At 70.1% G+C, this 16,743-nt stretch carries 22 protein-coding genes; 16 read left to right on the forward strand and 6 right to left on the reverse strand.

Annotated elements, in window-relative coordinates:
- Positions 1–13: 13 nt before the first annotated feature.
- Positions 14–1,039 (reverse strand): pseudouridine synthase, encoded by a 1,026-nt coding sequence (locus LOS78_RS10885; RefSeq protein ID WP_230378229.1) that lies wholly within the window; start codon positions 1,037–1,039, stop codon positions 14–16.
- Here LOS78_RS10885 and LOS78_RS10890 point away from each other — a divergent pair.
- The gene (locus LOS78_RS10890) at positions 1,038–1,343 is read left to right on the forward strand and encodes a DUF6476 family protein (RefSeq protein WP_230378230.1); all 306 of its coding nucleotides are present in this window, start codon (positions 1,038–1,040) and stop codon (positions 1,341–1,343) included. The two genes, LOS78_RS10885 and LOS78_RS10890, sit on opposite strands and share 2 nt — an antisense overlap.
- Here the strand turns inward: LOS78_RS10890 and LOS78_RS10895 are convergent.
- Positions 1,334–1,642, reverse strand: coding sequence for an accessory factor UbiK family protein (locus tag LOS78_RS10895; protein WP_230378231.1), 309 nt, complete (start codon positions 1,640–1,642; stop codon positions 1,334–1,336). The two genes, LOS78_RS10890 and LOS78_RS10895, sit on opposite strands and share 10 nt — an antisense overlap.
- Positions 1,643–1,768: 126 nt before the next feature.
- On the opposite strand from LOS78_RS10895, the gene lgt reads away from it, so the two are divergent.
- The 4 genes from lgt to LOS78_RS10915 all read left to right on the forward strand — a co-directional run bounded on the left by lgt (position 1,769) and on the right by LOS78_RS10915 (position 4,972).
- Positions 1,769–2,659, forward strand: coding sequence for a prolipoprotein diacylglyceryl transferase (gene lgt / locus LOS78_RS10900; protein ID WP_230378232.1), 891 nt, complete (start codon positions 1,769–1,771; stop codon positions 2,657–2,659).
- Positions 2,656–3,738: a class I SAM-dependent methyltransferase gene (locus LOS78_RS10905; protein ID WP_230378233.1), complete on the forward strand. Its 1,083-nt coding sequence runs from the start codon at positions 2,656–2,658 to the stop codon at positions 3,736–3,738. The genes lgt and LOS78_RS10905 overlap by 4 nt, the downstream gene beginning before the upstream one ends.
- Positions 3,722–4,486 carry a peptidoglycan editing factor PgeF gene (pgeF, locus tag LOS78_RS10910; protein ID WP_230378234.1) on the forward strand — a complete coding sequence of 255 codons (765 nt, stop codon included), beginning with the start codon at positions 3,722–3,724 and terminating at the stop codon, positions 4,484–4,486. Before LOS78_RS10905 ends, pgeF begins: the two co-directional genes overlap by 17 nt.
- A 120-nt stretch (positions 4,487–4,606) precedes the next feature.
- On the forward strand, positions 4,607–4,972 hold the full coding sequence (locus LOS78_RS10915) for a DUF6331 family protein (RefSeq protein ID WP_230378235.1): 366 nt from the start codon (positions 4,607–4,609) through the stop codon (positions 4,970–4,972).
- A gap of 40 nt (positions 4,973–5,012) precedes the next feature.
- Here LOS78_RS10915 and LOS78_RS10920 read toward each other — a convergent pair whose 3' ends face one another.
- Positions 5,013–5,513, reverse strand: coding sequence for an Lrp/AsnC family transcriptional regulator (locus LOS78_RS10920; protein WP_028711973.1), 501 nt, complete (start codon positions 5,511–5,513; stop codon positions 5,013–5,015).
- Between the two features lie 162 nt (positions 5,514–5,675).
- On the opposite strand from LOS78_RS10920, the gene trxB reads away from it, so the two are divergent.
- Together trxB and LOS78_RS10930 are read left to right on the forward strand one after the other, a co-directional pair.
- Positions 5,676–6,692: a thioredoxin-disulfide reductase gene (trxB, locus tag LOS78_RS10925; protein ID WP_230378236.1), complete on the forward strand. Its 1,017-nt coding sequence runs from the start codon at positions 5,676–5,678 to the stop codon at positions 6,690–6,692.
- Between the two features lie 36 nt (positions 6,693–6,728).
- Positions 6,729–7,547 carry a transcription antiterminator BlgG gene (locus LOS78_RS10930; RefSeq protein ID WP_230378237.1) on the forward strand — a complete coding sequence of 273 codons (819 nt, stop codon included), beginning with the start codon at positions 6,729–6,731 and terminating at the stop codon, positions 7,545–7,547.
- Between the two features lie 258 nt (positions 7,548–7,805).
- Here the strand turns inward: LOS78_RS10930 and LOS78_RS10935 are convergent, their stop codons facing one another.
- The gene (locus LOS78_RS10935) at positions 7,806–8,033 is read right to left on the reverse strand and encodes a DUF1150 domain-containing protein (RefSeq protein ID WP_028711976.1); all 228 of its coding nucleotides are present in this window, start codon (positions 8,031–8,033) and stop codon (positions 7,806–7,808) included.
- A gap of 13 nt (positions 8,034–8,046) precedes the next feature.
- Entirely contained in the window at positions 8,047–8,457 is a 411-nt protein-coding gene (locus LOS78_RS10940) for an Hsp20 family protein (RefSeq protein ID WP_028711977.1), read from the reverse strand.
- Between the two features lie 185 nt (positions 8,458–8,642).
- Here LOS78_RS10940 and LOS78_RS10945 point away from each other — a divergent pair, with 185 nt between their 5' ends.
- The 3 genes from LOS78_RS10945 to LOS78_RS10955 are packed head-to-tail and all read left to right on the forward strand — an operon-like array spanning position 8,643 to position 10,459.
- The gene (locus LOS78_RS10945; protein WP_028711978.1) at positions 8,643–8,861 is read left to right on the forward strand and encodes a YdcH family protein; all 219 of its coding nucleotides are present in this window, start codon (positions 8,643–8,645) and stop codon (positions 8,859–8,861) included.
- Between the two features lie 52 nt (positions 8,862–8,913).
- Positions 8,914–9,423: a 5-(carboxyamino)imidazole ribonucleotide mutase gene (gene purE, locus LOS78_RS10950; RefSeq protein WP_230378238.1), complete on the forward strand. Its 510-nt coding sequence runs from the start codon at positions 8,914–8,916 to the stop codon at positions 9,421–9,423.
- Positions 9,416–10,459 (forward strand): 5-(carboxyamino)imidazole ribonucleotide synthase, encoded by a 1,044-nt coding sequence (locus LOS78_RS10955; RefSeq protein WP_230378239.1) that lies wholly within the window; start codon positions 9,416–9,418, stop codon positions 10,457–10,459. Before purE ends, LOS78_RS10955 begins: the two co-directional genes overlap by 8 nt.
- Here LOS78_RS10955 and cobD read toward each other — a convergent pair.
- Positions 10,443–11,405 (reverse strand): threonine-phosphate decarboxylase CobD, encoded by a 963-nt coding sequence (gene cobD / locus LOS78_RS10960; protein ID WP_230378240.1) that lies wholly within the window; start codon positions 11,403–11,405, stop codon positions 10,443–10,445. The two genes, LOS78_RS10955 and cobD, sit on opposite strands and share 17 nt — an antisense overlap.
- 237 nt (positions 11,406–11,642) lie before the next feature.
- Between cobD and LOS78_RS10965 the strand changes: the two genes are divergently transcribed.
- From LOS78_RS10965 to LOS78_RS10990, 6 genes are all read left to right on the forward strand, one after another.
- Positions 11,643–12,143 (forward strand): YbjN domain-containing protein, encoded by a 501-nt coding sequence (locus tag LOS78_RS10965; RefSeq protein WP_028711982.1) that lies wholly within the window; start codon positions 11,643–11,645, stop codon positions 12,141–12,143.
- Between the two features lie 39 nt (positions 12,144–12,182).
- A complete protein-coding gene (proC, locus tag LOS78_RS10970) occupies positions 12,183–12,986 on the forward strand; it encodes a pyrroline-5-carboxylate reductase (RefSeq protein WP_230378241.1) in 804 nt (267 codons plus the stop codon).
- Positions 12,983–13,324, forward strand: coding sequence for a tRNA-binding protein (locus LOS78_RS10975; protein ID WP_230378242.1), 342 nt, complete (start codon positions 12,983–12,985; stop codon positions 13,322–13,324). Before proC ends, LOS78_RS10975 begins: the two co-directional genes overlap by 4 nt.
- Positions 13,324–14,274, forward strand: a complete 951-nt coding sequence (locus LOS78_RS10980; protein ID WP_230378243.1) for a D-glycerate dehydrogenase — start codon at positions 13,324–13,326, stop codon at positions 14,272–14,274. Before LOS78_RS10975 ends, LOS78_RS10980 begins: the two co-directional genes overlap by 1 nt.
- Entirely contained in the window at positions 14,274–15,500 is a 1,227-nt protein-coding gene (locus tag LOS78_RS10985; RefSeq protein ID WP_230378244.1) for a glycerate kinase, read from the forward strand. Before LOS78_RS10980 ends, LOS78_RS10985 begins: the two co-directional genes overlap by 1 nt.
- 112 nt (positions 15,501–15,612) lie before the next feature.
- Entirely contained in the window at positions 15,613–16,659 is a 1,047-nt protein-coding gene (locus tag LOS78_RS10990; RefSeq protein WP_028711987.1) for a DUF475 domain-containing protein, read from the forward strand.
- Positions 16,660–16,743 lie beyond the last annotated feature (84 nt).

Here is a 16,743-nt window from a genome sequence, read left to right on the forward strand (position 1 = left end):
GGCCCGGGTTCCGTCAGCCCGGTGCGTCGCGCAATCTGGCCAGCAGTCCGGCCATGTCGGGCGGCAGCGGGCTGGCGAAGGACAGCGTCTGGCCGCTGACCGGATGTTCGAAGCCCAGCTCGGCCGCGTGCAGGGCCTGACGGGGAAAGGCGGCGACGGCTGCGGCGGCATCCGCCCCCAGCGCCCTGGCCGAGGCCCGCCTTGCGCCACCATAGACCGGGTCGCCCACCAGGCCCAATCCCGCATGGGCCATGTGCACGCGGATTTGATGGGTGCGGCCGGTTTCCAGCCGGCATTCGACCAGCATGGCGGCGGGGGGCGTGCCGAAGGTCTCGATCACCCGGGCGCGGGTCACGGCGTGGCGGCCGTTCCGGAAGCTGACCGCCTGGCGCTGCCGGTCGCCGGGGTGGCGGCCGATCAGCGTGGCGATGCGCAGCACGCCGCCCGGCTCGAACCCCAGGCCCGGCAGGCCGCGCAGCCGCGCATCGGCCGGGTCGATCATGCCATGCGCGATGGCCAGATAACGCCGCCGCGCGCTGTGATCGGCGAATTGCCGGGCCAGCCCCTGATGCGCGCGGTCGGTCTTTGCCACCACCAGCAGGCCCGAGGTCTCCTTGTCGATCCGGTGCACGATGCCGGGCCGGGCGGTGCCGCCGATCCCCGACAGGCTTCCCGCGCAATGCGCGAGCAGCGCGTTGACCAGCGTCCCCGAGGGTGCGCCGGGCGCGGGATGCACCACCATGCCGGCGGGCTTGTCCACGACGATCAGCTCCGCGTCCTCATAGGCGATGCTCAGCGGGATCGGCTCGGGCCGTGCGTCCAGGGCCTCGGGCTCGCCGATTTCGACCAGGTAATCGCCGGTCTCGGCCCGGGCCTTGCCGTCGGTCACGCGCCCCGAGGGCCCGGTGACCGCGCCCTCGGCGATCAGCTTGGCCAGGCGCGAGCGCGACAGCGACGCCTGCTCTGGCGCGGCAAGGGCAAGCGCCTTATCAAGGCGCTCGGACAGACCTTCGGGAATGGTGATAAGGATTTCGGCCATGGCACGGGATGATAGGCTGGACGGCGGGCCAGAGGAAGCGCTGCCGATGCTGCGCTGGCTGCGCTTTCTGGTGACCGCGCTGGCGGCGGTGATGGGCTTGGGCGTTCTGGTGATCGCGGCGCTGCTGTGGCTGCGCCTGTCGCAGCCGCCGCTGCCGGAACTGCCCGGGCAGGTCGTATTGCCCGAAGGCGCGAGACCCGCCGCCGTCACCTTCGCCCGCGACTGGCTGGTGGTGGTGACCGAGACGGGCGAGGTGCTGCTTTACGACAAGCAGGGCCGGCTGCGCGAAACCGTTCAGCCCTGATCGCCGCCGGTCTCTGCCGTGCCGCCGCCAAGCGGGCCGGTCGGAGTGACCGAGACGACGCCCTTGCCCTCAAGCGCATCCAGGCGGGCGCGCAGCTCGGCATTCTCGGTCCGGGCCTTGATCGCCATCTCGCGCACGGCCTCGAATTCCTCGCGGGTGACGAAGTCGCGGTCGGCCAGCCAGCGGTCGATCCAGCTGTTGAAGGCGATCTGCGCCTCGTCCTTGGCGCCCTGGGCCACGCCCATGGCATTGGTCATCAATTTCGAGAGATCGTCGAGAAAGCGGTTGTTCGCGGTCATGGCGGGCCTTTCGGTTCAGCGTCGGCCCCTATATGGCCCTGCCGGGGCCGCTGTTCAATTGCCTGACGGCGGCGGTTGACACCGGGCCGCCCCCGCGTAGCCTGCCCGCGCCGAAACGAGGAGCCCATGATCCCCTTTCCCGACATCTCGCCCGAGATCTTCACCATCCATCTTTTCGGCATGGATTTCTCGCTGCGCTGGTATGCCTTGGCCTATCTGGCCGGGCTGCTGATCGGCTGGCGCATCATCGTGGCATTGATGCGGCGCCCGCGGCTTTGGGGCGACGCCGCGCCGATGCGCCCCGAGCAGGTCGAGGAATTGCTGACCTGGGTGATCGTCGGCGTGGTGCTGGGCGGGCGTCTGGGCTTCGTGCTGTTCTACGAGCCGGGCTACTACCTGGCCAATCCCGGGCAGATCCCGGTGATCTGGCAGGGCGGCATGTCCTTTCACGGCGGATTCCTCGGCGTGGTGCTGGCTTCCTGGTGGTTCTGCCGGCGGCACGGCATCCCGGCGCTGCGCCTGGCCGATGCGCTGTCGGTGGCGACGCCGGTCGGGCTGGGGCTGGGCCGGCTGGCGAATTTCATCAATGCCGAGCTGTGGGGCCGGCCGACCGATGCGCCCTGGGGCGTGATCTTCCCGGGCGAGGCGGCGCAGATGTGTCCCGGCGTCACCGGCCCCTGCGCCCGGCATCCAAGCCAGCTCTACGAGGCCGGGCTGGAAGGGGTGCTGCTGGCGCTGGTGCTGGTGCTGCTGGTGCGCGCCGGCGGGCTGCGCCGGCCGGGGCAGGCGCTGGGGGTCTTCGTGATGGGCTACGGCCTGTCGCGCTTCGTGGTCGAGTTCTTCCGCCAGGCCGATGCGCAATTCATCACCCCCGACAATCCGCTGGGCCATGTGCTGGGCGGGCCGGTCTGGGGCGTGACCATGGGGCAGCTGCTGTCGCTGCCCATGGTTCTGGTCGGGCTGGCCTTCCTGATCCGTGCCCGCGCACGGCCGGCCATCGCGCCGGGCGCCGCATGACGCCGCTGGCGCGGATCATCGCCGCGCGCATCCGGCTGTCCGGGCCGATGCGGCTGGACGACTACATGCGGCTGTGCCTGCTGCATCCCGAGCATGGCTATTACGCGACCCGCGATCCTTTCGGCGCCGGCGGCGATTTCACCACCGCGCCCGAGATCAGCCAGATGTTCGGCGAGATGGTCGGGCTGGCGCTGGCGCAGGCCTGGCTGGACCAGGGCAGCCCCGCGCCCTTCACCCTGGCCGAGCTGGGACCCGGCCGCGGCACGCTGATGGCCGATATCCTGCGCGCGATCCGTGGGGTGCCCGGCATGCGCGAGGCGGCGCAGGTGGTCCTGGTCGAGGCATCGCCGCATCTGCGCCGGGTGCAGCGCGAGACGCTGGGCGACATCAGCCATCTGGACGATGCGGCGCAGCTGCCGCAGGCGCCGCTGTTCCTGGTCGCGAACGAGTTCTTCGACGCGCTGCCGATCCGGCAGTTCCGGATGGGCGGGCAGGGCTGGGCCGAGCGGGTGGTGACCTTGGGCCCGGAGGAGGGGCTGGCGCTGGGGCTGGCTGCGGTGGACGGGCAGGGCGCTGCGCCGGAGCCCATCCTGCGGCCCGCGCCGCAAGGGGTGATCCGCGAGTTCTGTCCCGAGGCCGGGCCGATCGTCTCGGCGCTTGCCGGGCGGATCGCGGCGCATGGCGGCTGCGCCCTCGTCATCGACTATGGCGGCTGGGACGGGCAGGGCGACACCTTCCAGGCCCTGCGCCGGCACCGCCCCGAGGACCCGCTGGCGCATCCGGGCGAAGCCGACCTGACCGCGCATGTCGATTTCGCGCCCCTGGCCCGGGCGGCGCGGGCGGCCGGGGCCCGCGTCTCGTGCATGGCGACGCAGGGCGAATGGCTGCTGCGGCTGGGGATCGCGCAGCGCGCCCAGCGTCTGGCGGCGGCCGGGGACGGCGGCGCCATGGCTGCGCTTCATCGCTTGACCGCGCCCGGCGAAATGGGTCACCTGTTCAAGGTGCTGGCCTTCTGGGCTCGCCATGCGCCCGTGCCTGCCGGATTCGAGCCCCTGGACGACGATGCAGACGACGCTTGAGATCCTGACCCATCCGCTGCTCGCCTCGGTGCGGCACGGCTTCTTCACCCGGCGCGGCGGCGCCTCCTCGGGCCTGTTCGCGGGGCTGAACTGCGGCTACGGCTCCAGCGACCAGGGCGAGATCGTGAGCATCAACCGCGCCCGCGTGGCCGAGGCGATGGGCGTGCCGCCGGGCCGGCTGACAACCGTGCATCAGGTCCATTCCGCCGAGGTCGCGGTGCTGCGTGCCGGCGACGAACCGGCCGATTTCGCGCAGATCCGCGCCGACGGCATCGTCACCGACCGGCCGGGCGCGGCCCTGGCGGTGCTGACCGCGGATTGCCAGCCGATCCTGCTGGCCGACCCCCAGGCCGGGGTGATCGGCGCCGTCCATGCCGGCTGGCGCGGCGCGCTGTCCGGGGTGATCGAGGCGACGGTGGGGGCGATGAACGACCTGGGCGCCAGCCGCATCCGCGCGGTGATCGGCCCGACGATCAGCCAGCGCGCCTATGAGGTCGGCGAGGATTTCATGGACGCGTTCCTGGTCGAGGACCCGGATTACCACCGCTTCTTCGCCGGCGGGCCGAACGGGCGGCCGATGTTCGACCTGCCCTCCTTCGGCCTGATGCGGCTGCGCGAGGCCGGGGTAGAGGCGGAATGGACCGGGCACTGCACCTATTCCGACCCGGAGCGGTTCTTCTCCTATCGCCGCAGCACGCATCAGAACCAGGCGGATTACGGGCGGCTGATCTCGGCGATCGCGCTCTAGCGACGGGCCGGCGCAAGGTGCGCAGGGCCTGGGGCGCGATGTCTGGTCGGTTTGCGGGATGCGGACGAAACGGACGGTTGGTGTATATGCAGCCTGTGCTTGTCAATGAAAGGCCCGCGAATGACCTTGGATCATCCCTTGCTGGAATTGATCAAACATTGCGAGACTATATGCGAAGCGTCGTGTTGCGGACGGGAAGCCTTCGACTTTTCTCCAATCCATATTGCATCCTTCCTGATCCGCTACACGGGAAGGATCGAGCCTGGGGAGATAGAGAAAATTTTTGCGCAATTGCAGGAGCTTGACGCAGAAAGCGACCGCCTTCTGGCAGAAGGCGGCACAACCGTCATCGCTGAAATGAACCAGCTGTTCACCGGGCAGGAACTGGCTCAGTTATCAGCCGCAATCGCCGATGGCGTGGTTAAGGCTGCGCATCTCGTTTCGATTGTGGAAAAGGCAGCCCAAGAAACCGAGCCTTCCTCCTGACCGGCCGCAATGGGCCAAGCTTCCGCCATCCCCGCAGCCTTCACCCCAGCGCCGCCGCCCGTTCCTCGACCACGCTGAAGGGCACGCCCGGCTCGTCCTTGGCGCAGCGGATCACCAGCGAGGTCTTGACCGAGGCCACGTTCGGCGCCGCCGTCAGCTTCTCGGTCAGGAACCGCTGGAAGCTGGTCAGGTCGGGCGAGACGCATTTCAGGATGAAGTCGATCTCGCCGTTCAGCATGTGGCACTCGCGCACCAGCGGCCATTCGCAGGCCAGCGCCTCGAAGGCCGACAGGTCGCGCTCGGACTGGCTGACCAGCCGGACCATGGCAAAGACCTGCACCTCGAATCCCAGCTCGCGGGCGTCGATATCGGCGTGATAGCCGCGGATATAGCCCATCTCCTCCAGCGCGCGGACGCGGCGCAGGCAGGGCGGGGCGGAAATGCCGACGCGGCGGGCCAGCTCGACATTGGTCATGCGGCCATCGGCTTGCAGCTCTGCCAGAATTTTGCGGTCGATTTCGTCAAGTCTGGCGGCGGTCATCTGGTCCCCTGGCTTGCCTATCCGGCAAAAAACATGCCGGAAACTATCCCGCGGGGCCGGATTGCGCAACATTCTTTCCACCGCTGCGCGAGGGGGCCTTATGGATTGCATGCCGGGCCGGCGGTGATTAGCTAAGGCTTCGCCAAGCGAAAGGTCCCTGCCATGTCCCATGCCCCTGCCGAGATTGCCGCCGATGCCAGCCTGCCCGCGCATAGCCGCGTGCTGATCGTGGGCTCGGGCCCGGCCGGCTATACCGCCGCCGTCTATGCCGCGCGCGCGATGCTGTCGCCGGTGCTGATCCAGGGTATGCAGCCGGGCGGCCAGCTGACCATCACCACCGAGGTCGAGAACTGGCCCGGCGAGACCGAGATCCAGGGCCCCGACCTGATGGTCAGGATGGAGGCGCATGCCCGCGCCATGGGCGCCCGCGTCTTTGTCGATACGGTGACCAGGCTGGACCTGAAGCAGCGGCCCTTTGTCGCGGAACTCGATTCGGGCGCGCGCATCACGGCGGATGCGGTGATCCTGGCCACCGGCGCACAGGCGCGCTGGCTGGGCCTGCCCAGCGAGGAGAAGTTCAAGGGATTCGGCGTCTCGGCCTGCGCCACCTGCGACGGATTCTTCTATCGCAACCGCGAGGTCGTGGTGGTCGGCGGCGGCAACACCGCGGTCGAGGAGGCGCTGTTCCTGACCAATTTCGCCAGCAAGGTCACGCTGGTCCATCGCCGCGGCAGCCTGCGGGCGGAAAAGATCCTGCAGGAGCGGCTGTTCCGCAATCCCAAGGTCGCGATCCTGTGGGATCACGAACTGGTCGAGGTGCAGGGCGACGACCAGCCGCTGGGCGTGACCGGCGTGCGCCTGCGCCATGTCCGGCAGGGGACCGAACAGGTGGTGCCGGCGGACGGCGTCTTTGTCGCCATCGGCCATGCGCCGGCCTCGGAACTGGTCAAGGACCAGCTGGAGCTGCATCACGGCGGCTATGTCAAGGTCGAGCCGGGCAGCACCCGGACCTCGATCCCCGGCGTTTTCGCCGCCGGCGACCTGACCGACCACATCTATCGCCAGGCGGTGACCAGCGCCGGCATGGGCTGCATGGCGGCGCTGGACGCCGAACGCTACCTGGCCGAGCACGACATGGCCGGCGAACCGAACCCCCATGCGGCCGAGATCCCGGCCTGAGGCCGGGCCGCAGCCCTTTCCAGCGCGAGCCCGCCGATGACCCCGCTGCCGCACCATACCCCGATCCGGGCGCTGCATGTCAGCCCCGAGGCCGGCCAGAAGCTGCGCGCCGAGGCCGGGCGCATGCCGGCCTGCCGGCTGACCGGGCGGCAACTGGCCGATCTGCAATTGCTGGTGAGCGGCGGCTTCGCTCCGCTGCGCGGTTTCCTGACCCGGGCGGATCACGATGCGGTGCTGGACCGGATGCGGCTGGCCTCGGGCACCCTGTGGCCGGTGCCGGTGGTGCTGGATGTCGGCGCGGATTTCGCCGGGACGGTCGAGCCGGGCGAGGATATCGCGCTCTGCGATCCCCAGGGCGCGGTCATGGCCATCCTGTCCCTGACCGACAAATGGCACCCGGACAAGACACGCGAGGCCGAAAGCCTGTTCGGCACCGCCGATCCGGCCCATCCGGGCGTCGCATGGCTGCAACGGGAGGTCGGGCCGGTCTATCTGGGCGGGCCGGTCAAGGGGCTGGATGCCGCTGGGGATATTGGCCGCGGACCGAACGGCCTGCGGGCGGATTTCCGTCAGCGGGGCTGTCCGCGCGTGCTGGCCTGCGATCCGGCGGATGAGGCCGCCGCCGGGCATGCCGCGCGCCGGATCGAAGCCGAATTGCTGGCGACTGCCGGTGCGCCCACCCGACATGCCGGCGCGCGCGAGGCGCTCTGGCAGGCGCTGATCCGCCGCAATCACGGCGCGACGCATCTGCTCGCGCCCCGTGATCCGGCGGCGCTGGCGCTGCTGCGCGATCATTGCGAGGAATTGGGCCTGACGCTGGTCGGGCCGGAGGCCGGCGAAGACGCCGCTTCCTGAGACGCGGGCCTTCGGCCAGACCGCCCCACGGTGAGAGGGCGGGGGGCGCGAAGGCGCTCGGCTTTTCCTGCAGCCGAGGGCCGGCTCACGCAACGCTGGCAAGAATGCCGCGCGCCGTCATGAAACAAGGCGCGGCCTGTGCGGAAACCGCGCGCCGATCCGCCAGCCTGGCCCCGTCCGCCTGGGCTTGGGGCTTCGGCGGGCCGGCGGGGTTGGCGCGCGGATTGGGGGTTGGCGACGGCCTGCCGCCCTGGCAGGTCAGTGCACGCTGACCGGGGTCAACTCGTTCTGGCGGGCCAGCAGGAAGGCCAGGCTGCGGTCCTTGACCAGGGCCAGCCGCTCTCCGTCCGCGCCGTGCACGGCGTAAAGCGCATCGGCACCGGGCACCTGGCGGCGCACCTCGTCGGGCAGGCTGTCCATGGCGACGCGGCGGATATAGACGATGTTGCCCGTGTTCTCCGGGCCGAAATCGAATTTCTCGTTCATTTGCGATCCCCTTTCACTTGCGGCTGATCGGTATGGTCTGCACGATGCTGTCGGGCACGGAGCGGCGCAGGTCGATGTTCAGAAGCCCGTTTTCCAGGCCCGCCGACACCACCTCGACCCCGTCCGCCAGCACGAAGCTGCGCTGGAAGGCGCGGGCGGCGATGCCCCGATGCAGGAACACCCGCTCGTCATCCGCCTCGGCCTGACGGCCGCGAATCACCAGCTGGCGATCCTCCAGGGTGATCGACAGGTCATCTTCGGAAAAACCCGCCACGGCCAGCGTGATGCGAAAGCCGTTCGGCCCCTGGTGTTCGATATTGTAGGGCGGATAGCCCTCGGCGCCCTTGGCGGCGCGTTCGGCCAGACGCTCCAGCTGGTCGAACCCCAGCAGGAACGGATGAGCGGCCAGACTGATCTTGGTCATTCCCAAGCCCTTTGCATCAAAGCGACTGTCGGCCGGACCCCGGAATGGCGATCCGGCAAGACCAATATGTGAACGGAGACGCCCCGGCGCAAGATGCAGGCGCAGCATTAACCGCAGATCAGCAAACCCATTAACAGCGCGTTAACGGTGGGTTATAACCGCAGGAGTCCAGCCCGAGGCCCGACATGAACGCCCAATACGAAATGTCCCATGAAGAGATCACCCGTGCCCGGCTGGAGGTCCTGCGGCGCGAGCACCGGGACCTGGACGAGGCCATCGCCGCGCTCTCCGAGCAGAGCCTGACCCATTCGCTGACCCTGCAGCGCCTGAAAAAGCAGAAGCTGGCGCTGAAGGACCGCATCGCCCGGCTCGAGGACGAGCTGACCCCCGACATCATCGCCTGATTGCATGATCCCGCCCGGCGCTGTAGGGCGGGGCGCAAAAGGGGGTCGAGCCATGGAAAAAGCCGCCGAAACACCCGCCGGCACGCCCGTCGGCATCATCATGGGCAGCCAGTCCGACTGGCCGACCATGCGCGAGGCCGCCGCCATCCTGGACGCGCTGGGGATCGCCTACGAGGCCCGGATCGTTTCCGCGCATCGCACGCCGGACCGGCTGTGGGACTATGGCAAGACGGCGGTGGCGCGAGGGCTCAAGGTAATCATCGCCGGGGCCGGCGGCGCCGCGCATCTGCCGGGCATGATGGCCAGCAAGACCCGGGTGCCGGTGATCGGCGTGCCGGTGCAGACCAAGGCGCTGTCGGGCGTCGATTCGCTTTATTCCATCCTGCAGATGCCCAAGGGCTATCCGGTCGCGACCATGGCCATCGGCGCGGCGGGTGCCGCCAATGCCGGGCTGATGGCGGCGGGAATCCTGGCGATTTCCGACCCCGCGCTGGCGGCGCGGCTGGAGGCCTGGCGCCAGGCGCTTAGCGATTCCATCCCCGAGGAGCCCAAGGATGAGTGAACTGGAACCCGGCGCCACCATCGGCATCCTGGGCGGCGGGCAGCTGGGCCGCATGCTCTCGGTCGCGGCCAGCCGGCTGGGCTATCGCTGCCATGTCTACGAGCCGGGCGCCGCGCCGGCGGGCGACGTGGCGCATCGGCTGACCACCGCGCCCTATGAGGACGAGGCGGCGCTGCGCGCCTTCGCCGAATCGGTCGATGTCATCACCTATGAATTCGAGAACGTGCCGACGGCGGCGCTGGACCTGCTGGAATCGATCCGTCCGATCCGGCCGAACCGCCGCGCCCTGGCAATCTCGCAGGACCGGCTGAGCGAAAAGGACTTCCTGACCGGCATCGGCTTGCGCACCGCGCCCTATCGCAATGTCGAGACCGAATCCGACCTGCCCGCGGCGCTGGGGGAACTGGGCGCGCCCGCGATCCTCAAGACCCGGAGGCTGGGCTATGACGGCAAGGGGCAGATCCGCTTTTCCGATACCGGGCAGCGCGACTGGACCGGCGCGCCCTCGGTGCTGGAGGGGTTCGTGGAGTTCTCGGCCGAGATCAGCGTCATCGTCGCGCGCGGCGCGGACGGGCAGGTCGCGGCCTATGATCCGGGCCTGAACGTGCATCGCGAGGGCATCCTGCGCACCACCACCGTGCCTTGCGGGTTGCCGGCCGGCCTGCTGACCGATGCGGTGCTGATCGCGGCGCGCATCGTCAATGCGCTGGACTATATCGGCGTCATGGGGGTCGAGCTGTTCGTGACCGCGCAGGGGCTGGTGGTGAACGAGATCGCGCCGCGGGTGCACAATTCCGGCCACTGGACGCAGGCCGGCTGCGCCGTGGACCAGTTCGAACAGCATATCCGCGCCGTGGCCGGCCTGCCTTTGGGCGACGGCCAGCGTTACGCGGATGTCGAGATGGAGAACCTGATCGGCGATGACGTGCTGCGCCTGCCCGAGCTGCTGAAGCAGCCGCGCTGCCAGGTCCATCTTTACGGGAAGGGCGAGGCGCGCCCGGGCCGCAAGATGGGCCATGTCAACCGGCTGCGGTAAAGGCGCCTGCCACGCGGTCGAATTCCTCGCGATTGCCGGGGATGCCCAGGCGGATCCAGCGCGGATGCCAGGGAAAGACGCGGCTCCAGATGCCGGCGCGGGCCAGCAGGTCGCGCGCGCCGGGCGCGTCGGGCGTGTCGTAGAGCCGGAACAGATGCGTGCCTCCGACCAGAGGCCAATGCGGGGTGATGATCTGGTCGAGATGCAGCGCCGCCTCGGACAGCCAGACCACGGTGTCGTCGATCCAGCCCGCATCGGCCAGCGCCTGCGCGCCGATCTCCAGCGCCGGGCCGCTGACCGACCAGGGGCCGGCGCGCTCGGCCAGCCGCGCCAGCAGATCGGGGGCGGCGATGGCGAAGCCCAGCCGCAGCCCGGCCAGGCCCCAGAACTTGCCAAAGCTGCGCAGCGCCGTCACGTTATCGGGCCGCGCTGTCGCCACCGACAGGTCGGGGCGCGGATCGGCGAAGCTTTCGTCGACGACCAGATGCCCGACCGTGGCGGCGACGGCGGCGATCTGCGCGGGCGTGAATTCGCGCCCGTCGGGGTTGTTCGGGTTCACGATCACCGCCAGATCGGCGCCGTCCAGCGCCGCCGGGTCACTCGGCTCGGCCACCGCCCAGCCGGCGGCGCGCAGGCTGGCGGCGTGTTCGTTATAGGTCGGAGACAGCACCGCCGCGCGCCGGCCCGCCAGCACATGCGGCAGCAGCTGGATCGCCGCCGAGGCGCCGGCCAGCGGCAGCACCTGGTCCGGCGGACAGCCGAATCGGGCGGCGGCCGCGGCGCAGAGCCGGGCGGTATCGGTGCGGGTCGGCAGGGCGGTCAGGGCATGGGGCGAAAGCGGCCCGGCAGGCCAGGGCCGGCGGTTGATTCCCGTGGACAGGTCGATCCAGTCCGCCCGCCCGAAGCGGCTGGCCGCCTTGTCGATATCGCCGCCGTGGTCGCGCATCTCTGCTCCTCCCTCGGGCGTCCTTGAACCTGCAGGAAAGCCCGGGGTCAAGCGGCGGAGGCTGGCTGTCGCGCGCCGGTAACGGAATTTTCGCTTTACACCCTCGTGGAACCGGCACACGATATGTTGTAGGCACATTCCGGAAACTACGCCGGGTGTAGTCGGGGCCACCAAGAGTTGGGGCCGAGGGTTGAGGTTCGACCTTGCTCCGCTCGCAGACAGGCAGGGGGACAGGACATGGCACAGCTGGACTTCATCCATAGCGATGACATCCATCCCATCGACATCGTGGAAACCGTCGCGGCGCATCACGAATGGGACTTCGACCGTCTGGCCGAGGACCAGATCGCCATGGCGGTCGAGGGGCAATGGCGCAGCTATTCGATCACGCTGGCCTGGTCGCCGCGCGAGGAAGTGCTGCGGCTGATCTGCACCTTCGACATGGACCCTCCGGCCGAGAAGCTGCCGGCGCTTTACGAGGTGCTGAACCTGGCCAACGATCAGGTCTGGGACGGCGGCTTCACCTTCTGGTCGCCGCAGAAGCTGATGGTCTGGCGCTACGGGCTGGTGCTGTCGGGCGAGGCCATCGCCAGCCCCGAGCAGATCGACCAGATGATCGGCAATGCCATCCTGGCTTGCGAGCGGTTCTATCCCTGCTTCCAGCTGGCCTGCTGGGGCGACGCGACGCCCGATGCCGCCATGGACATCGCCCTGTCCGAGGCCTACGGTCGCGCCTGAATTTCCCGCGCTCCGGCGGGGCAAGGCAAGGGCAGGACTATGGATTTTTCCAAGGTGAACGCGCGCGGGCTGGTGCTGGTCGGCTGCGGCCGCATGGGCGGGGCATTGCTGGACGGCTGGCTGAAGAACGGGCTGGCGGCCAGCGCGGCGCATGTGATCGACCCGCATCCCCGGGCGGAACTGTCGGATCTGGGTATTTCGGTCAACGGCGAATTGCCGGACGATCCGGCGGTGCTGGTGATCGCCGTCAAGCCGCAGATGATGGCGGATGTGCTGCCGCGGCTGTCGGTCGGGGCGGGGACGCTGGTGGTCTCGGTCGCGGCGGGGGTGACGCTGGGCGCCTATGAGGCGGCCTTTCCGGCCGCACCCATCGTCCGCAGCATGCCCAACACCCCGGCGGCCATCGGCCAGGGCATCACCGCCATCATCGGCAATGCCAGGGCCGGCGAGGCCGAGCTTGCGCTGGCCGAGGCGCTGATGTTCGCCGTCGGCCGCGTCGTGCGGTTGGAGAGCGAGGGCCAGATGGATGCGGTGACGGCGCTGTCCGGCTCGGGTCCCGCCTATGTCTTTCACATGATCGAGGCCATGGCGGCGGCAGGCGAGGCAGAGGGTCTGCCCGCCGGGCTGGCGCTGGAACTGGCGCGGGCCACCGTGGCCGGGGCCGGCGCGCTGGCCGTGCATGAGGACGAGGACCCAGCGAAGCTGCGCGAGGCGGTGACCTCGCCCGGCGGCACCACGGCGGCGGGGTTGAAGGAACTGATGGATCCCGGGACCGGACTGCCGCCGCTGATGCGCCGCACCATAGCGGCCGCCGCCGCGCGGGGGCGGGAGCTGGGGAAATGAGCGAGCCGATCGCCTGGGCGGATTTCGAAAAGGTCGAGATCCGCGTCGGCCGCATCACCCGGGCCGAGCCTTTCCCCGAGGCGCGGCGGCCGGCCTTCAAGCTGTGGCTGGATTTCGGGCCGGAGATCGGCGAGCGCAAAAGCTCGGCCCAGATCACCCGGCATTACGCGCCGGACGGGCTGATCGGCCGGCAGGTGCTGGCGGTGGTGAATTTCCCGCCGCGCCAGATCGGCCCCTTCATGTCCGAGGTCCTGGTGCTGGGCCTGCCGGACGAGGAAGGCGAGGTCGTGCTGATCGGCCCGGACCAGCCGGTGCCCCTTGGCGGAAGGATGTATTGATGAAGCTTCTGGTGACGCGCCGCATGACTCAGGCGGCGGAACATGCGCTCTCGGCCCGGTTCGAGACCGAGATCCTGGACCGCAAGGACGGGCTCAGCGTCGACGAGGCGGCGCGGGCGCTGGCCGATTACGACGCGATCATGCCGACGCTGGGCGACCGCTTCGCCGCCGAGGCCTTCCAGGGCCGGCCGCGCTGCCGCCTGCTGGCCAATTTCGGCGCCGGCTACAACCATATCGACGTCGCAGCGGCCGCGGCGGCCGGCATCGCCGTGACCAACACCCCGGATGCCGTGACCGAGGCCACCGCCGACATCGCGCTGACCCTGATCCTGATGACCGCGCGCCGCGCCGGCGAGGGCGAGCGGCTGCTGCGCCGCGGCGACTGGACCGGCTGGGCGCCGACGCAGCTGCTGGGCCGGCATGTCACCGGCTGCACGGTCGGCATCATCGGCATGGGCCGCATCGGCAAGGCCATCGCCCGGCGCTGCCATTACGGCTTCGGCATGGATGTGATCTTTCACAACCGCTCGATGGTGTCGTCGCTGGACTTCCCGGCCCGGCAGGTGGCGGATCTGGACGAGCTGCTGGCGCAGTCGGATTTCGCCGTCGTCGCCGTGCCCGGCGGCGCCGAGACCCGCCACATGATCGGCGCCCGCGCGCTGGAGCGGCTGGGGCCGCGCTCCTACCTGATCAACATCGCCCGCGGCGACGTGGTCGAAGAGGCGGCGCTGGTCGAGGCGCTGGCGCAGGGCCGGATCGCCGGGGCGGGGCTGGATGTCTACGAGTTCGAGCCCCGTGTCGCGCCCGCGCTCTGCGCCATGGAGAACGTCACCCTGCTGCCGCATCTGGGCACCGCCGCCGAGGAGGTGCGCACCGCCATGGCCATGCGGGCGATGAACAATCTGGTCGCCTTTGCCGAGGGGCACGCCCTGCCGGACCGGGTGAACTGATGGCGCCGCGCGACCGCGCCATGGCGCTGATCCGCGCCGGCATCGCCGCCGCCGATCCCGCCGCGGCGGTGGCGCGCGGCATGGCCGAGGTGCTGGCCGATCCGCCGGAACCTGGCGGGCGCTGGCAGGTGATCGCCGTCGGCAAGGCCGCCCGCGCCATGGCCCGGGCGGCGCTGCAGGCGCTGCCGGGGGCCGAGGCGCTGGTGGTGACCAATGCCGGCAACGACGCGGCCCTGCCCGGCGCGCGGGTCATGCGCGCCGGCCATCCGCAGCCCGATGCCGATGGCGCGGCGGCGGCCGAGGCGGTGATCGCCATGCTATCGGCCGCCGGGCCGCAGGACCGGGTGCTGGCGCTGATCTCGGGCGGCGGCTCGGCCATGCTGCCGGCGCCGGCCGAGGGCATGACGCTGGCCGACAAGCAGGCGGTGAACCGGCTGCTTCTGGCCTCGGGCGCGGATATCGCGCAGGTGAACCTGATCCGGCAGGGCCTGTCGCGGCTCAAGGGCGGCGGCTGGCTGCGGCTGTCGCGGGCGCCGGTGACGGCGCTGATCCTGTCCGATGTGCCGGGGGACGACCTGCGGGTGATCGCTTCGGGGCCGACGGTCGCACCGGTGGGCAGCCGGGCGCAGGCGGCCGATCTGGCGCGCGCGCTGGGCATCTGGGAGCGGATGCCCGAGGCGGCACGGGCGGCGCTCATGCGTCCCGAGGATCGCCGCGCCTTGCCCCCGGCCAGGAACATCCTTATCGGCTCGAACGCGCTGTCGGTGGCGGCCATGGTCGAGGCGGGGGCCGATCCCGCGCCGCTGCCGCTTCAGGGCGACGTGCAGGATTGCGCGAAGGCGATCTGGGCGCTGGCGCCAGGGCTGCATCCCGGCCAGGCGCTGGCTTTCGGGGGCGAGACCACGGTGAAGCTGGCCGGCGACGGCATGGGCGGGCGCAACCAGGAACTGGCCCTGCGCCTGGCGCTGCTGGCCGAGACGCAGCCGGCGGGTTTCGACTGGGCCTTCGCCGCGGTCGGCAGCGACGGGCGCGACGGACCGGGCGAGGCGGCGGGCGGGCTGGTCGGTCCCGCCACGCCGCAGGCGATCCGGGCGGGCGGCATCGACCCCGTCGCGGCGCTGGCCCGCAACGATTCCACCCCGGCGCTGGCCGCCGGCGACGCGCTGGTGGTGACCGACGCCACCGGCACCAATGTCGCCGACCTGGCAGTGCTGGTGCGCGCCTGAAGGGGCGGCGCGGTCGGGCCCGTGCGCAAGGCCGCCCTGCACCCGCCCGCCTTGCCCGCCCCCCGGGCAGCGCCTAAGACCGGAAGGCACAAGCCGCAGGAAGGGGAAGCCCATGAGATCGACCCTCAGCTACATGACCTGGCCCTTCATCGTCACCGGCGCCGGGCTGGCGCTGGCCGCCTTCCTCGGCTGGGAATATCACGGCACCGGCTCGGGCGCGCTGGCCTTCTTCCTGATCGCCGGCATCCTGGCGGTGCTGGAGATCTCGCTTTCCTTCGACAACGCCATCGTCAACGCCAACAAGCTCAAGCAGATGACGCCGAAATGGCAGCGCCGCTTCCTGACCTGGGGCATCCTCATCGCGGTCTTCGGCATGCGGGTGATCTTCCCGCTGCTGGTGGTGGTGATCGCCGCGCGGCTCGCGCCATGGGAGGCGGTGCGCCTCGCCGCCACCCAGCCGCAGGAATATTCCCGCATCATCCACGAGGCGCATCTGCCCATCGCGGCCTTCGGCGGCGCCTTCCTGATGCTGGTGGCGCTGAACTATTTCTTCGACGAGGCCAAGGACGTGGACTGGATCAAGGGCGTCGAGGCGGCGCTGCGCAAGCTGGGCGAGATCCGCGGCATGGAGGTCGGCTTCGTGCTGATCTGCATGCTGGTGATCGTCGGCCAGCTGCCGGCGGAAAAGGAACACGCCTTCATCATCGCCGCGATCTGGGGGGTGATCACCTACCTGCTGGTGGACATGCTGGGCCATGTGCTCGACCGCTGGGGCGGCGCGCCGCAGCCCGCAGACATGGCGCGCGGCGGCTTCGGCGCCTTCCTTTATCTGGAAGTGCTGGACGCCTCCTTCAGCTTCGACGGCGTGATCGGCGCCTTCGCGCTGACGCAGAACCTGTTCCTGATCGCCATCGGCCTGGGCATCGGCGCGATGTATGTGCGCTCGATGACGGTGATGCTGGTCGAGCGCGGCACGCTTGCCGCCTTCCGCTATCTCGAGCATGGCGCCTTCTGGTCGATCTTCGTGCTGTCGGTGCTGATGTTCGTGCAGACCCTGCGCCCGATTCCGGAAGTCGTCACCGGCCTGCTGGGTGCCTGCTTCATCGCCATGGCCTTCTTCAGCTCGCTGGCCTGGCGCCGCCGCCACCCGCATGGCTAGCCCGGCCCGCGGACGGCCGGGCGCGGCGCTTCTTGTCTTCTCTGTTTCCTAAATACCCCTGCGGCCGTGCCCGGAGGCGGCGTC

It is taken from the genome of Paracoccus sp. MA, assembly GCF_020990385.1.
Lineage (GTDB): Bacteria > Pseudomonadota > Alphaproteobacteria > Rhodobacterales > Rhodobacteraceae > Paracoccus.

What these genes read in the sequence shown, in the direction of transcription:
- LOS78_RS10885 (WP_230378229.1), bottom strand. Translation starts at nt 1,039, where the DNA reads ATGGCCGAAATCCTTATCACCATTCCCGAAGGTCTGTCCGAGCGCCTT.
- LOS78_RS10945 (WP_028711978.1), top strand. Translation starts at nt 8,643, where the DNA reads ATGAACGCCCAATACGAAATGTCCCATGAAGAGATCACCCGTGCCCGG.
- purE (WP_230378238.1), top strand. Translation starts at nt 8,914, where the DNA reads ATGGAAAAAGCCGCCGAAACACCCGCCGGCACGCCCGTCGGCATCATC.
- LOS78_RS10940 (WP_028711977.1), bottom strand. Translation starts at nt 8,457, where the DNA reads ATGACCAAGATCAGTCTGGCCGCTCATCCGTTCCTGCTGGGGTTCGAC.
- LOS78_RS10890 (WP_230378230.1), top strand. Translation starts at nt 1,038, where the DNA reads ATGGCACGGGATGATAGGCTGGACGGCGGGCCAGAGGAAGCGCTGCCG.
- LOS78_RS10915 (WP_230378235.1), top strand. Translation starts at nt 4,607, where the DNA reads ATGACCTTGGATCATCCCTTGCTGGAATTGATCAAACATTGCGAGACT.
- LOS78_RS10930 (WP_230378237.1), top strand. Translation starts at nt 6,729, where the DNA reads ATGACCCCGCTGCCGCACCATACCCCGATCCGGGCGCTGCATGTCAGC.
- cobD (WP_230378240.1), bottom strand. Translation starts at nt 11,405, where the DNA reads ATGCGCGACCACGGCGGCGATATCGACAAGGCGGCCAGCCGCTTCGGG.
- LOS78_RS10975 (WP_230378242.1), top strand. Translation starts at nt 12,983, where the DNA reads ATGAGCGAGCCGATCGCCTGGGCGGATTTCGAAAAGGTCGAGATCCGC.
- LOS78_RS10935 (WP_028711976.1), bottom strand. Translation starts at nt 8,033, where the DNA reads ATGAACGAGAAATTCGATTTCGGCCCGGAGAACACGGGCAACATCGTC.
- lgt (WP_230378232.1), top strand. Translation starts at nt 1,769, where the DNA reads ATGATCCCCTTTCCCGACATCTCGCCCGAGATCTTCACCATCCATCTT.
- trxB (WP_230378236.1), top strand. Translation starts at nt 5,676, where the DNA reads ATGTCCCATGCCCCTGCCGAGATTGCCGCCGATGCCAGCCTGCCCGCG.
- LOS78_RS10920 (WP_028711973.1), bottom strand. Translation starts at nt 5,513, where the DNA reads ATGACCGCCGCCAGACTTGACGAAATCGACCGCAAAATTCTGGCAGAG.
- LOS78_RS10985 (WP_230378244.1), top strand. Translation starts at nt 14,274, where the DNA reads ATGGCGCCGCGCGACCGCGCCATGGCGCTGATCCGCGCCGGCATCGCC.
- LOS78_RS10980 (WP_230378243.1), top strand. Translation starts at nt 13,324, where the DNA reads ATGAAGCTTCTGGTGACGCGCCGCATGACTCAGGCGGCGGAACATGCG.
- LOS78_RS10895 (WP_230378231.1), bottom strand. Translation starts at nt 1,642, where the DNA reads ATGACCGCGAACAACCGCTTTCTCGACGATCTCTCGAAATTGATGACC.
- LOS78_RS10965 (WP_028711982.1), top strand. Translation starts at nt 11,643, where the DNA reads ATGGCACAGCTGGACTTCATCCATAGCGATGACATCCATCCCATCGAC.
- LOS78_RS10955 (WP_230378239.1), top strand. Translation starts at nt 9,416, where the DNA reads ATGAGTGAACTGGAACCCGGCGCCACCATCGGCATCCTGGGCGGCGGG.
- pgeF (WP_230378234.1), top strand. Translation starts at nt 3,722, where the DNA reads ATGCAGACGACGCTTGAGATCCTGACCCATCCGCTGCTCGCCTCGGTG.
- proC (WP_230378241.1), top strand. Translation starts at nt 12,183, where the DNA reads ATGGATTTTTCCAAGGTGAACGCGCGCGGGCTGGTGCTGGTCGGCTGC.
- LOS78_RS10990 (WP_028711987.1), top strand. Translation starts at nt 15,613, where the DNA reads ATGAGATCGACCCTCAGCTACATGACCTGGCCCTTCATCGTCACCGGC.
- LOS78_RS10905 (WP_230378233.1), top strand. Translation starts at nt 2,656, where the DNA reads ATGACGCCGCTGGCGCGGATCATCGCCGCGCGCATCCGGCTGTCCGGG.